At 65.3% G+C, this 13,547-nt stretch carries 11 protein-coding genes and 2 pseudogenes; 6 read left to right on the top strand and 7 right to left on the bottom strand.

All coding sequences use genetic code 11. The features are described 5' to 3' along the window. Positions 1-19: 19 nt before the first annotated feature. The gene (locus DEU38_RS16250) at positions 20-2,449 is read left to right on the top strand and encodes a hypothetical protein (protein ID WP_114722433.1); all 2,430 of its coding nucleotides are present in this window, start codon (positions 20-22) and stop codon (positions 2,447-2,449) included. A gap of 869 nt (positions 2,450-3,318) precedes the next feature. Here the strand turns inward: DEU38_RS16250 and DEU38_RS16240 are convergent. Together DEU38_RS16240 and DEU38_RS29250 are read right to left on the bottom strand one after the other, a co-directional pair. Continuing rightward, complete coding sequence (locus tag DEU38_RS16240) at positions 3,319-3,876, bottom strand: hypothetical protein (protein ID WP_258557955.1); 558 nt, start codon at positions 3,874-3,876, stop codon at positions 3,319-3,321. Positions 3,877-3,936: 60 nt separating this feature from the next. Beyond that, positions 3,937-4,131: pseudogene (locus DEU38_RS29250) on the bottom strand (MerR family transcriptional regulator); the annotation flags it as partial. Positions 4,132-4,327: 196 nt separating this feature from the next. On the opposite strand from DEU38_RS29250, the gene DEU38_RS16235 reads away from it, so the two are divergent. Beyond that, positions 4,328-5,284, top strand: a complete 957-nt coding sequence (locus DEU38_RS16235) for a recombinase family protein (RefSeq protein WP_114722431.1) — start codon at positions 4,328-4,330, stop codon at positions 5,282-5,284. A 96-nt stretch (positions 5,285-5,380) separates the two neighbouring features. Here DEU38_RS16235 and DEU38_RS29825 read toward each other — a convergent pair whose 3' ends face one another. Together DEU38_RS29825 and DEU38_RS16225 are read right to left on the bottom strand one after the other, a co-directional pair. Further along, positions 5,381-5,800: a nitroreductase/quinone reductase family protein gene (locus tag DEU38_RS29825; RefSeq protein WP_397484724.1), complete on the bottom strand. Its 420-nt coding sequence runs from the start codon at positions 5,798-5,800 to the stop codon at positions 5,381-5,383. Positions 5,801-5,945: 145 nt separating this feature from the next. After that, the gene (locus DEU38_RS16225) at positions 5,946-6,518 is read right to left on the bottom strand and encodes a pentapeptide repeat-containing protein (protein WP_114722429.1); all 573 of its coding nucleotides are present in this window, start codon (positions 6,516-6,518) and stop codon (positions 5,946-5,948) included. A gap of 139 nt (positions 6,519-6,657) precedes the next feature. Here DEU38_RS16225 and DEU38_RS16220 point away from each other — a divergent pair, with 139 nt between their 5' ends. Next, the gene (locus DEU38_RS16220; RefSeq protein ID WP_114722428.1) at positions 6,658-7,254 is read left to right on the top strand and encodes a TetR/AcrR family transcriptional regulator; all 597 of its coding nucleotides are present in this window, start codon (positions 6,658-6,660) and stop codon (positions 7,252-7,254) included. A 986-nt stretch (positions 7,255-8,240) separates the two neighbouring features. Beyond that, entirely contained in the window at positions 8,241-8,378 is a 138-nt protein-coding gene (locus tag DEU38_RS28515) for a hypothetical protein (protein ID WP_181818813.1), read from the top strand. A gap of 80 nt (positions 8,379-8,458) precedes the next feature. Here DEU38_RS28515 and DEU38_RS16215 read toward each other — a convergent pair whose 3' ends face one another. Further along, positions 8,459-9,205, bottom strand: coding sequence for a Rid family hydrolase (locus DEU38_RS16215; protein WP_114722427.1), 747 nt, complete (start codon positions 9,203-9,205; stop codon positions 8,459-8,461). 9 nt (positions 9,206-9,214) lie between these two features. Next, positions 9,215-9,943 (bottom strand): methyltransferase domain-containing protein, encoded by a 729-nt coding sequence (locus DEU38_RS16210; RefSeq protein ID WP_397484722.1) that lies wholly within the window; start codon positions 9,941-9,943, stop codon positions 9,215-9,217. Positions 9,944-10,510: 567 nt separating this feature from the next. Between DEU38_RS16210 and DEU38_RS28085 the strand changes: the two genes are divergently transcribed. Both DEU38_RS28085 and DEU38_RS16200 read left to right on the top strand, forming a co-directional pair. After that, complete coding sequence (locus tag DEU38_RS28085; RefSeq protein ID WP_147283528.1) at positions 10,511-10,873, top strand: Hin recombinase; 363 nt, start codon at positions 10,511-10,513, stop codon at positions 10,871-10,873. Positions 10,874-10,975: 102 nt separating this feature from the next. Continuing rightward, complete coding sequence (locus DEU38_RS16200; protein ID WP_114722425.1) at positions 10,976-12,037, top strand: hypothetical protein; 1,062 nt, start codon at positions 10,976-10,978, stop codon at positions 12,035-12,037. A 386-nt stretch (positions 12,038-12,423) separates the two neighbouring features. Here DEU38_RS16200 and DEU38_RS16195 read toward each other — a convergent pair. Next, positions 12,424-13,530, bottom strand: a pseudogene (locus DEU38_RS16195) (site-specific integrase). Between the last annotated feature and the right edge of the window lie 17 nt (positions 13,531-13,547).

The following is a 13,547-nucleotide window of genomic DNA, read 5'->3' as shown; positions in this document are numbered from 1 at the left end:
TCGCCGGCACAGACCGGCCGTGACCGGCACCGCGGCACCGGATCGGGCGGTCACCGATCCGGTGGGCTCGATCGTGGACCTGCTCGCGGGGACCGATCCGGGATTCGACCCCGACACCGCGCGGCAAGTGGTTACCGACGTCGCGCCTGGTCGGGCGAAGGCGCGTCGGTTGGCGCTCGCCCTCGAAGCCCGCCCCGACCTGCTGGTCGACGGCCGCTCGCCCGCACCGCTGGTTGTGGGCGAGCTGCTGGTCGCGGCACGCGCCGCCGGCGCCGAACGGATCGCCGCTCCCCACTGCTCCGACTGCGAACGACCACTGAACGGCACCCTCGCCCGGATCGGCGAGAACTGGTACTGCCACACGTGCGGGCGACCACAGGAGCAATGCGCCGCGTGCGGGAACACGCGGCCTGTCAACCGGCGAGACCGTCACGGACGACCACACTGCCTTCACTGCCCGGTGCCCGACTCCCGCGATCCCCACACAGTGCTCGTCGACGTGATCACCACGTGCGATCCGTCGCTGGAGGCCACCACGATCATCACCGCCGCAGCACTTGCGGCACCCAGACCAACGGCCCGCCGCAGGTTGGCCTGGGCGATCGAGGACCACCCGGAACTACTCACAGGCTCCGGGCATCTGGCGCCGATACCGGCGGTGCTGCGGCTGATCGACGCCCTCTGCGCGGCCGGAGCCACCGGCATCGTGCGACCGCCCTGTCCCGGCTGCGGGCGAGTCACTCCTCTGAACCGCCTGTGCGACGGGCAACGCATCTGCCGGCGGTGCAGCAGCGTGGGCCGGGCGGTGCCGTGCTCGCGCTGCGGAAAGCCCCGCGAACCGGCCGGCCGCGACGACCAAGGTCTGCCCTTATGTTCGCGGTGCGTGCTCAATGACCCCGCCAACCACGAAGACTGCAGTGGCTGTGGACGTCGCAAGCCGGTCGAAGCGCGCACCCCGGAGGGCCCGTTCTGCTGGAACTGTCGACCGCGAAAGCACCTGACGTGCTCCATCTGTGGCTGCCATGGGGCGGCCGAGATCTCCCAGGTCACCGGCGAGCCCTGGTGCAAGGCATGTCAGCAACGTTGGGTCCGCTGCGCGGGATGCGGTGAGGTCAAGCCGATCCGGTCGGGAACTCTCGAGGCGCCGTTGTGTGCCGGTTGCACCGAATCCGATTCCTCACGGTGGCAGCCGTGTCCGCGGTGCGGGACCGCCGAGCGTCTCGTCGGTAACCATCCCTGTCAGCGATGCGTTCTCGACGAACGCCTGGGCACCTTGCTTGCGGACGACACCGGCGTCATCAGACCCGAGCTGACCCTGCTGCACCGGACTCTTGCGACGATCGACCTCCCGCGAACAGTGTTCAAGTGGCTCTCGCGAAGTTCCGCGGCGGCGGTGCTGAACGACCTCGGCAGCGGCAGAAGAGCATTGACGCACGATGCCCTCGACGACCTCGGCCCCAGCAAGCCGGTCGAGCACCTACGTAGCGTGCTCGTCGCGACCAGCGTGCTTCCCGATCGCGACGAACACCTCGCCCGCCTCGAACGGTGGATCACCGACACCGTCGACACTGTCACCGATCCGGGGCACCGAAAGCTGGCGCGCCACTATGCAACCTGGCATCTCCTACGGCGACTGCGTGCACGCAACCGCGGCCGACCGGTCAGCTACGGGCAGGCCACCGGCATCCGGACCCGTCTCCGCGGAGCGGCTGTGCTGCTCAATTGGCTCACCGACCGGCAACTCAACTTGGCCACTTGCACTCAAGCCGATGTTGACCGATGGCTCAGCGATCCGGATGCCCGCTACCGCCACGGCGGCAGCGGGTTCCTGCGCTGGTCCAGCACGAACAAGCTGGCGAACACCTCACTTGATGGCATCAGCCGCAGCTGGCGTGGGCCGACCGAACTGATCGATGGTGAACAGCGGTGGGACATCGCCCGCCGTCTCCTGCATGACAACACCGTCAAATCCGAGGACCGGGTCGCCGGGCTGCTGGTACTTCTCTACGCGCGACGCGCCTCGACGATCACCGAACTGACCACCGACCACGTCACCACCGGATCGAACGGGGTCCACCTGCGCCTGGGATCCAGCCCCGTCGAGCTGCCCGAACCACTGTCCACCCTCGTCAAGTCGCTGGTCGACACCCGAGCTGGGCACGCGGCGATCGGCGAGCGCGGTACCTCACCGTGGCTGTTCTCCGGCGGACGACCCGGCCGACCGATCAGCACCGCGCAGATGGGAGTGCGTCTGCGTGCACTCGGAATCCGACCCAACCCGGCCCGCTCGGCCGCCCTGTTCGCCCTCGCGGCCGAGGTTCCCGCCGCGATCCTCGCCCGCACCCTCGGCATCCATATCAACGTTGCGGTCGACTGGCAACAAGCCAGTGCCGGCGACTGGACCCGCTACGCCGCCGACGTCGGCCGAAGACCGATCCAGAGACGGTGACCGGCGATTCGAAGTATCGAGCGTCGTAGTGGGCCCACCATCCCGACGAGTCAGCATTGCGCGCATCCGGGGTGGTTCATCGACGTACACGCTGATGCGGCTGACCTCCTCGGTGATTCTTCGCGAGGGCATGAGAGCGGGAAGCCGAGCGAGGACCGGGCGGGCAAGGGCCAGATCGACGTTCGTCCCGTCGGCGTTCGGGAGATACAGGCGATCGTCCTTGATCGCCGGTGTGGTCTCGGTGAATCGGGGCCCGAAGGCGATCGACTCGATGTCGGTCCGAGCGATGACAGCGACGACGGCGCCGGATTGACGGAGCACGAGAGACCTGTCGGTCAGGTAGTGCGGGTTGGTGCGATGAATCGCCAGGTAGCCGAATAGCGCGACCAGCGACCAGGCCGAGGCGACCGCAAGGCTCACCCGAAGCCACATCCACGGTAGAAGCAGATGCAGCACCACGATCTCGACGACGGTCGCGACTGCGAAGGCCACCGGCATCACGAGCGATCCTTTGTGTGCACCGAGAATGATCGCGCCCGGTTCGACTCCTGAGTGACGTCCACGGATCCACAGCCACAGAGCCCGGTAAGCCCTGATTTCGGCGCGGACGAATGGCCAGAACGGCGAGTGGCCGAGCGCGGTCAGGGCCGCGTCCCGAAGCCCAGCACCGTTGCGGCACTGCACCACGATCGCGAGGAGTAACGCGATGATCACCATGGAAGCGAGTGGAACCTCCACCGCAACGAACAACAGCACCGCCTGACGGGGACTGATCACACCGGCCACCAGCAAGGTGGCATTGACGACGAGAACAACCGCCGTCACCGCTTGCGCCACCCGTTCGAATCGTCGAATCAGTGTGACCACCATCAGATATCCGCAGTATTCGAGGATCGGGCGACCAGTTCTCGTTGAACCCGTAGAACGACCTCACGTTGTGCGGGGTCGGAGATCAGATCGTCGAGCGAAAAGGCCCCGCCGAATCCGCCGTCACCCTCTGACACTTCAGCGGACTCGATGATCTCCATCTGCTGTTGATCGAAGAACTCGAGGAGTCGGGCTGCGAGTGCATCGATCTCTGTTTCCACCGCGTCCGGGCTGCACCCTTCGAGCTGTGACCATTCGGCAAGTAGCGCCAGGTACCGCTCGCGCTGGAGGCCATCGATCATCGTTGCTTCGTAGTCCGCGAGCAGGACCTCCGGCGCGCGCCCTGACATCGAGAGGGCCTCGACGAGGTCCCGGTCACGCCGAAGAGCCGAACCGACCTCGACTGACGGAGCGCTGTCGATGGCGTCGGACAAGGCCGTCGTCAGCCCCACCGGCAGCGCCGAGATCGGGTTGCCGCGATCGGCCTCGGCAAGCATCGCGTTGAGCTGAGTTCTGCGGCGGGCGAGTAAGGCCTGTTCCTTCTCGATGTCGGCAATCAACGCCCGAAGATCCGCCGCCACGTCGCGATCGTCTTCACTCGACCTCTCCTCGGCGAGGATGGCGGCGACCGACCCTAGAGGAACCCCGCTGGTCGCCAGCCAACGGATTCGCATCAAGCTGACAGCATCGCTGACGGTGTACTCGCGGTAGCCGTTGGATCGACGTTGCGGCTCGATCAGCAGACCGAGCCGGTGGTAGTGACGCACGGTTCGCGTCGTCGTGCCGGCAACCTCGGCGAGTTGACCTATTCGCATGAGCCAAGTCTCAACCATGACCTAACGTCAAGGTCAAGGCCAAGTGACCATAAGCCCGCCAAACATCGTGGCGATGACGGAAAACCATCGTTTGTCGACACATCCGACGGTCGAATCGTCAACCCAGGCCGACTCTGTCGAAAACCCGCGTCGGTAATCAACGTCGGATAACCCTCGATTCGGATATTGTCGACGCGTGCTGATCGGCTATGCCCGTGTCTCGACCGAAGACCAGAATCCGGACCATCAGATCGACGCCCTGCGCCGGGCCGGGGTCGCCGACGACAACATCCACGTCGAGTACGCCTCCGGCGCGAAAGCATCCCGACCGCAGCTCGATCTGGTGCTCAGGCTTCTACACGACGGGGACCAGCTGGCGATCACCCGTCTCGACCGGTTGGGTCGCTCGGTGCTGCACCTGATCGGTCTCGGCGCCAAGCTTCGGGAGAAGGGCGTGGGCCTGAAGGTGCTCGAACAGGGCATCGACACCGCCACCGCCGAGGGCCGCGCCATGTTCGGGATGCTCTCGGTGCTCGCCGAACTCCAACGCGAATTGATCGTGGCCAACACCCGCGACGGGCTCGCCGCTGCGCGGGCCCGAGGCCGCAAGGGCGGCCGGCCACCGAAACTCACCACCGAGCAGGCCGAGCAGGCCGAGCACGCCCAACGCCTCTACGACGGCGGCGAACACACCGTTGCTCAGATCGCCGGCCTTCTCGGCGTGCGTCGCACGACCCTCTACGGACACCTGAAGAAGACCGACACTGTGGCGGCAGGTCACCAGACGGCCACCGCTGATCTCGCAGTTGCCACGCTCGAACATCCCGTCCCGCCGCGAAAAACATCGCGCTCCTGCCCGAGCTGCGGGCACGAGCCCGCCACCCGATCCGAGGCGGCACACCAACGCGCAGACCTGGCCGTCTCCTGGCTGTACCTCGACCCCGAGGTCCCCGGCACGATCATCACCCGACACCATTGCCGCAGTTGCCAACCCGAAGAACAGGCCATTGACATCGCTTGCATCATCTGCGAAGACGGCCCCATCCTCGCCGGACAACCCGCCCAGGACGGCGTGCCGGAGCTGGTCCAGCGATGGCTCACTCAAGCGGGATGGCGGACGACCCCAGCACTCCTGTGTCTCGACCACGTCTAAACGGCACCATCACTGCGCTGCAGGTTGGCGATTGAGGCACTCCAGAACGCGGAGGGCCACTCCGCTCACTTCTGCGGCTGCGATTCAGTCTCTCTGCTACTGCCTGGCCAACACGCAGACGGGGAAGGTCCGCCCGGACTTCGCTTCGTGTTTCGCGATCGTGGGCAGTGCGGGCACAATCACTTGCTGCCAAAGACGTTCGCGCTCTTCGCCGGCCACGATCCTTATTGATACTTCCCACTCGCGATCGCCAACCCGAATCCAGGCAGACTCGGCCACTGCAAGGTTCCGTATCCAATCGGGGTCGGTCTTCGTCCCGAATGCGGAACCCACCACAACGTGCGAATTGTCGTGCTCGAGGTAGATGAGAGGTGTTGTTCGTGGGACTCCGGTCTTGCGTCCAGGCACGGTCAACAGAAGTACGGGCAGTCCCACGGATCTCCCGCCGAGACTGCCGTCTGATATCCGATACAAGGCTACGGCCGCACGGTTGCGGAATGTCAAGGCGGTCTTCATCATCGGTTGCATTTGTCGTCAGAAGGACGGGGGCTGTGCCCCACGCGCTCCCAACCTCCTTTCAGATGTCGTTTCGGCCGTTATGAGTTCGGCCGAGTCGAGAAGTCGAGCTACTCGCGTGCAGAGCGCGGACCGATTGCCGCCATCAGCCGATCGAGGCGCCGTCCGGCATGGTCGCCTCGGTGAGATCGGCACCGTCCAGGACGGCGGTGACGATGTTCGCCCCGGTCAGGTTGGCTCTTCCAAGGTAGGCACTGACAAGGGTGGCGCCGGACAGATCGACGTCGCCGAGAAACGCGCCGGTCATGTATGCGCCGGAAAGGTCCGCTCCTGTGAGATCCGCGTACCCGAGGAAGGTCGATGTCAGATAGGCCAGCGTCAGGTCGGCATCCCGTAGTCGGGCCCGCGTGAGGTATGCACCGGCGAAGTTGGCGTCGTGAGCGATCACGCCGGTGAGGTCGGCTCTTGCCAGGTCAGCGCCGACGAGCTCGGCCGAGGTCAGATTGGCACCCGTGAGGATGGCGTCCGTGAGGTCGGCTCCTGACAGGTCGGCGCCGGAGAGGTCCACGCGCGCGAGGTTCGCGCCCGACAGCTTCGCACCCGCCAGACCGGCATCGACGAGGCTGATACTCACCGAATCATCGAGCGACCGCAGGTAATTCCAGGCGGCCACATCTGCGTGCAGCAGGTCGAGATCCATGCGTGCTGTCGGTGTCATCGACCACCCCTGAGTAGGACGAGCATTAGCGGCCACTCACCCCCCTGGAAAAGACAGTTGGAGCGGCCGGACGTCATGTTGACGGCGTCAACCTAGCAATGACTTGTTGACAGCGTCAACCTGCTCCTATTCTGCGACAATGCAGGAACAGACCCGCGATACCCGCCATGCTCTGATCTCCGCCGCCAGCGATCTCCTGGCACAGGGCGGACCGGCCAAAGTCACGCTCCGAGCAGTCGGCGCGGCCGCTAACGTGTCCCGGACCGCGCCATACCGCCACTTCCGAGACAAGGACGATCTACTCAGTACGGTGGCCGCGGAGAACCTGACCTTCTTGAGCACTGAGATGCAGCGGGCAGCGGCGGACACCACCGCAGCCTCTACCCCGCTGTTCCGCGCGTGTCTCGCCTACGTTCGTGTCGCCTGGGAGTATCCGAACCACTACCGACTCGAGTTCGGAGCCGACTATGCGTTCAAGCCGAGCCGGACACTGGAAGAGGCCGCCACCGACTTCAACAGGTACTTCAATGAAATCGTCGACGAGGCACAGCGGAGCAACACCCTCATCGCGGGCGACGCCCGAGACGTCGGTCCACTGCTCTGGGTCCTGCTGCATGGACTGGCCATGTCCAACCACTTGGTCGCCGACCATACTTGCGATCACGAGTCGGGCTATGGGGTCGAAGATTTGCCACGGATTCTTGGCCTCGCCCTGCGAAACCTGACCCCACGCTGAGCCTCAAACCCGCTGGAGTCGGATCGAACCCGGAACGGTTCACGTTCCCACTGCGGCACACTCAAACCCGCTCCTATTCGGAGAGTTTCAATACCTGACTGTCCCGTTAAACCCTCCGAGGGCCCGTACTGCTGGAACTGTCGACCGAAACAGCAGCTGACGTGCTCGATCTGCGGCCGTCTAGGGCCGGCCGAGATCTCACGCCTCACCGGCGAGCCCTGGTGCGCGGCATGGCAGCAACGCTGGGCCCGCTGCGTGGGGATGCGACGAAGACCTGGTGCGCCTCGAACGCTGGATCACCGATACCGTCGACGATGTCGCCGATCCGGAAAACCGGAAGCCGGTGCGCCACTATGCAACCTGGCACCTCATGCGGCGACTACGCGCACGAAACCGCGGCAGCCCGGTGACCTACGGGCAGTTCACCGGCATTCGGCAACGTTTGCGCGGGGCGATCGCCATTCTCGACTGGCTCGCCGACCAACAGCTGAGCCTGGCCACCTGCACCCAAGCCGACATCGACCGATGGCTCACCGACTCGAACGCCCGCTACCGCACCGATGGCAGTGGATTCCTGCGCTGGGCCACCACAAACAAGCTGGTGAACACCTCGCTCGTCGGAGTCGGCCGCGGCTGGCAGGGACCGGCCGAACTCATCGACGGCGAGGATCGATGGGCCACCGCCCGCCGCCTCCTGCACGACCAGACCCTCAAGCCCGAGGGCAGAGTGGCCGGACTGCTGGTCCTGCTCTACGCGCAACGCGCCTCGACGATCACCGGACTGACCACCGACCACGTCACCACCGGAACGAACAGGGCCCGACTGCGCCTGGGATCCAGCGCCCGCCGAGCTGCCCGAACCACTGTCCACCCTCGTCAAGTCGCCGGTCGACACCCGATCCGGGCACGCGGCCATCGGCGAACGCCGAAACTCACCGTGGCTGTTCACCGGCGGACAACCCGGCCGACCGATCAGCACCGCCCAAATGGGCAAACGGCTACGTGCACTCGGAATCCGACCCAACCCGGCCCGCTCGGCCGCCCTGTTCGCCCTCGCCGCCGAGGTACCCGCTGCGATCCTCGCCCGCACCCTCGGTATCCACATCAACGTCGCGGTCGACTGACAACAAGCCAGCGCCGGCGACTGGACTGGCTACCCGCCGAGGTCGGCCGCCGCCCGCGACCGACTCGGTGACGGAACGTCTTAACCTGGAACCTCTGCTTCGACTTCGATTTCCACTTTCCATCGCGGGTCGAGCAGCCCGGCGACGACGACCATTGTCGCCGCCGGACGCACGGCACCGAACAATTCGCCGTGCACGACACCGACCTGCTCGCTGGCGGCGAGGTCGGTGACGAACATGCGAGTGCGGAGTACATCGCTCAGTCCGACGCCGGCTTCGTTCAGCGCCCGACCGATGATCTCGAAGCAGCGGCGGGCCTGGGCGCCGGCATCGTCCGGGCACGATCGGTCGGGCCACACGGGCCCGGTGCCGGACACCAGAACTCGCGACCCAGAGCGGATCGCGCGGGAGAAGCCGATCGTCTCCTCGAATGGTGAACCGGAGCTGATCCGTGTCCGCCGGTCACCCACAGGTTGAGAGTACGTTTCCGACCGCGAGGCGAGTTCGAGGTGTTCGAGGTGTTCGAGGTCGAGGAACGCGTCGATCATCACGGAATACACCCTGGCCACCACCTCAGGGGCAGCTCCTTGTGTGACTGCTTGGGCGTGTAGACGGTTCATCATCTCGGCGCGCCAATCGACTGCCAGTGCCTGCCCGGGACGAATCCTGTAGGGAGCAGCACGTCGGACGTGCCGTTGACGTTGGGCGAGTAGCGCAACGATCTGGTCGTCGAGCGCGTCGATATCGTGACGGATGTCCTCCAAAGACACTGTGGTCCTAACTCTCTCGATAATGACGGGGTGAATGCAGCGTCCTTCGGTCGCCATGTAGGTGAGTCACTGCCGGACTTCGGATGGGGTACGACGGCACACCAACATGTGGTGTCCACCGCTCTGGAACTCGTAGTCGACCTTGACGACTCGGCCTGCAATGCTTCGGGCCCTCAGGTCGGCGAGCAGATCGGCGAGTCGCGGATAGGGTTTCGACGATCCCACGGCCACCAGCGGGAAGATTCGTAGCTCGCCGCGGGTGACTCGCATAAGCTCAGTGATCGCGCTGACGTGGAAGGTGTGATCGAGTCCGTCGGAATAGCTGAACAGCAGGTGGGAGCTGAGCACCAGATCGAAGCTGGCATCTGCGAACGGCAACGAGGGCAGCCGCCCGGCGACGTAGTGGTGCGGGTGTTGGCGAATATGGGCAGCGAATTGCTGGGCGGCTTGTTGCCGGGCGCGCTGGTGTTCGTCGGGGTCAGCGAAGAACGTCCACTCGTACTGCTCCGGATGTGCGCGGACGTATCGGTTGCCGCGATCCGTCTCGGTCGCTGCAATGATGGCGAGGTCGTCGGCTCCGCGCCCGAAATAGGCCACGTCGCAAGCGGTCACATCGCCGCCGAGACCGCTCACCTGGCTGGTGAACCCGGCGGCACCGCCGGGGCAGTCCAGGATCCGCAGCGCAAGGTCGCCGTCGGTGAGGTTGAACATGGCTCGGTATTCGTCGAACGAGCGGGAACTGATCAGCATCTCGCCGATGCCGGTGGTGCGAACAGGATCGTCGTTGAAGGTCACAGGGTGGTCCTCTCGATACGAGGCCACCTCAGCGCATCAACCGGGATGAATGCCCGTCATACAGGCGAGGATCGTCGGCCGCACGAGAGGCGGCCGGAAAACACAGTTCAAGGCCGCTGGGAAAGCGGCCACCAGAGCTGCGCGAAGGTCATCACCGGCCAATTAGAGCACATTGATCACCGGTCATGGGGATGGGTCGGGACAGCAACGTGTCGTGATTACCCACTGCCACGTCGAACGGTTCGCAGCAGCGAGCTGCTAACCCGAGCGAATGTGAGTCGGGCATCGAAGATCGATTGTTCTTCGGCAAAATCGGCCGATAATCATTGCCCCGATGTCTCGACGAACCAGTACCGACCCCTATTCGACCTCACCAGTCCGGAACCCCAAGACCCGCTACCGGCCGCATCAGGCGCCGAGTACGCCGACTACCGAGGTGTGGTGACGTCGCGGCTCCAGGTCGCTGGCGCCTTGACATTGGATGGACCTCCGCCATGCGACAGCACATCGAGCAGATGCCAGCCCCTCGTCGTCAACGCTCACCAGACGGCCACCGCTGATCCGGCAGTGGCCACGCTCGAACATCCCGCCCCGCCGCCAAAAACATCACGCGCCTGCCCGAGCTGCGGGCACGAGCCCGCTACCCGATCGGAAGCGGCTCACCAGCGCGCCGACCTGGCCGTTTCCTGGCTGTATCTCGACTCGGAGGTCCCCGGCGTGATCATCGCCCGACATCATTGCCGCAGTTGCCAACCCGAAGAACCCGCCGTCGACGTCGCCTGCACCGTCTGCGGCGACGGACCCATCCTCGTGGGAGAACTCGCCATCGGTGCCGCTACCAATAGCGCACCGCCCGAACCGGTCCAGCGTTGGCTGACCGAAGAGGGGTGGCAAATGGAACCGACGCTGTTGTGCCCCGACCACGCCTGAACGGGCACGTCCCGGCTGCCGGAAACGTCCGAGCAGTGCGTCCAGTCTCACGAGATGACCTAGGGATCTCTCCGCCACGACGGGAAGGTGCAAGGTAGTCAAATGAATCCAGTTGCGGAAATGATCCTGGCGGGGCCGCGGGGTCGACGTTTTTGCCTTGAAATTGCCAAGGATCTGGACTCGGACATTTCAACCGCCGTCTTCCAACTCTCGCACGGCGTCGAAGTAGTGAGCGGTTCATCGGGGGTCCGGTTGATCCCGACCACTGAGGGCGGCACCGATCCCTTCCCTGTTTCGTCACTGGAGCAGCTCTCGGCCGCCGTTGTGTCTGTCGATCTCGCCGACCTCGACACCGGCCGGATTCAGGCGGCCTTGGAGCGGTCGGTGGATTCCGCCAGGTATTGGCAGGAGCCCGACGGTGCAGACGTGGTCGCGGGCCACCCGATCATCGGGGCTGCCCTCTCACGCCTCGCCGAACACCTCGCGTCGTCGTCGATCATGGCGTGGTTCGCGGAGCCTCGCCGGACCGAGCAGTGGGCTATCGATTGGCGATCGGCCAACGCCTGGGCACCACTGCCGAAGGATCCGCAACAAACCCTCAGGCAGTGGGCTGCCGACGTGCGCACGGAGGAAGAACGGGCCGCGCGTGAACGCCCGCGCGATCCCCATGCCGATTGGACCGGAACCTGGTGGTCAATCCCGCTCGGACTCATCAAGACTGTCGGCCGCCTTCCTGCTGAGCTGAGCCTCGTGGAAGACGGGTTCGGGTGGCAGCAAGCGACAGCGATACCGGTCCGCGGGAGAGGCCGGACTTTCGAGGTCCGCTCGGAAGAGGACTGGATACTGCTGTGCCGTTCCTTTCCACTCGAGGTCACCGCGTCCCGACGGCATGACTGGTTCCGCGCCACGGGCCGGGACGGCCGGTGGGTTATCCCCGATTGGGAGCGTGTCGCAAGTGAGTGGGACGCCGTGCACCTCACGCCTTTGTGCTATCTCAGCAGTGCGACGCGGGCCCTTCAGGTCGACACCGAGACTGCCTCGGTCATCGCCGGCTGGGACCCCGGCAGCACCATCTGGCTAACCGCTGTCGCATGCGAGGGAGACGGACCGCGGCAGGATTGGCACCTCGACAGCAACAGCGACACTTGGATTTTGACGCCATAGACGCATCCTGTCGCCATTCGCTGCAGGGGTGGTCGGCCAACCCAATACGGCCCTCGAGCATTCATGCCCCGTCAACAGTGATGGTGGCGTTTCGCGGAGACTCAGATATACCGGTATTCGGAGGGTTTCAATACCTGACTGTCCCATTTTCGCGCAAGTGCGAGAACAGGCTGTCGAGTTCCGGGCGGCGGCTCGCCCGGAACACCTTCGAGGACATCCCGCAACCCTGACTCAAGGTCTTGGCCAACCGTCTTTGATGCCGAGCTCACGCAGCCGCCAAACATCCCGGCGGTACTCGGTGTCCCAACTACTCGCCTGACGCGACGTTCGGCGTCGCTCGCGCACCGTCCTCGGTAGCTGTTCGGGTACCAGCGGGCTTTGTGTGCTCACAGTCGTACCTCTCGGCCGGTGAACCAGCCCGCCTCCTCCAGCGCCTTGCGGGCGTCCTCGGCGCTCAGGTGCCCGTAGACGGCGCCGGTGGTGGTGATGTCGGCGTGGCCGTGCAGCTTGGAGACCATCTCGATCGGCACACCGTCACGCAGCATCCGGGTGGCCGCGGTGTGGCGGCACCAATGCGGATCGAAGTCGATCCCGGTACGTCGGCGCAGCCGTTTGACCAGTTCGCAGACGGCCATGTAGGTCAGCGGGTGGCCATGCGGTCGGCCCACAGGTTCACGAAGACGTAGTCGGAGTCCAGATCGCCGTACTCCGAGTGAAGGTAGTCGGCACAGAGCCAGACCAGCTCCGCGCTGACCGGCACCGTCCGCGGGCTGCGTGGCTTGGAGCGGGCACCGTTGTCGTTGACCCGGCGCTGGACCGTGATCTGGGACTCGGGTGCGGCGACGTCCTCATGCCGCAGGCCCAGCGCCTCCCCGATCCGCATCCTGGTGTCGAACAGCACGGCGAAAAGGAACCGGTCCCGCAGATGGTCACAGGCTTCGAGGATGGTCTGCACCTCGGCGACGGTGAGCACGCGAGGGAGCTTGCGCGCTGCGTGCTCAACGCGATGGCCCGCCGCGGCTGCGAATATCCCTTGCTGATGTGGTGCAAGAACGGCTTCCAGCCCGAGCCCCGGCCTCCGGCCGGCTGCCACGTCCTCAGCAGCTCCCCGAGATCGATGCCGTGGCGCGCGGCCTCCTGGTAGAACGCGCTGAGCGCGGAGAGCTTCCGACTGACCGTCGCCTCGGTGCAGTGGTGCTCCACCGACGGCAGAACCGGGACTGTCCCGTCGCGCAGCCGCGGCGGGCGGCGCAGCCAGGCGACGAACTCGACGACGTTCTCAATCGCACCTCACGCCAATCCAGGCCGCGGGCACCGAGGAACACGAACCAGTCCTTCAAATCATGGGCATAGGCCTTGACCGTGTTCGGAGACCGCTCGATCTGGGTCAAGTACGCCAGATACTGCTCGATCGGAGCCACCAAGGCACCGTCATCGCCCAGCGTCCACGACGCCACGCCGTCGACCGGGGAGACCACCCGTTGAACAAACATCACAGGTACCTCGTCAC

The sequence above is a fragment of the Rhodococcus sp. AG1013 genome, assembly GCF_003350365.1.
GTDB lineage: Bacteria > Actinomycetota > Actinomycetes > Mycobacteriales > Mycobacteriaceae > Prescottella.
This window is presented reverse-complemented; position numbering and strand designations above follow the sequence as displayed.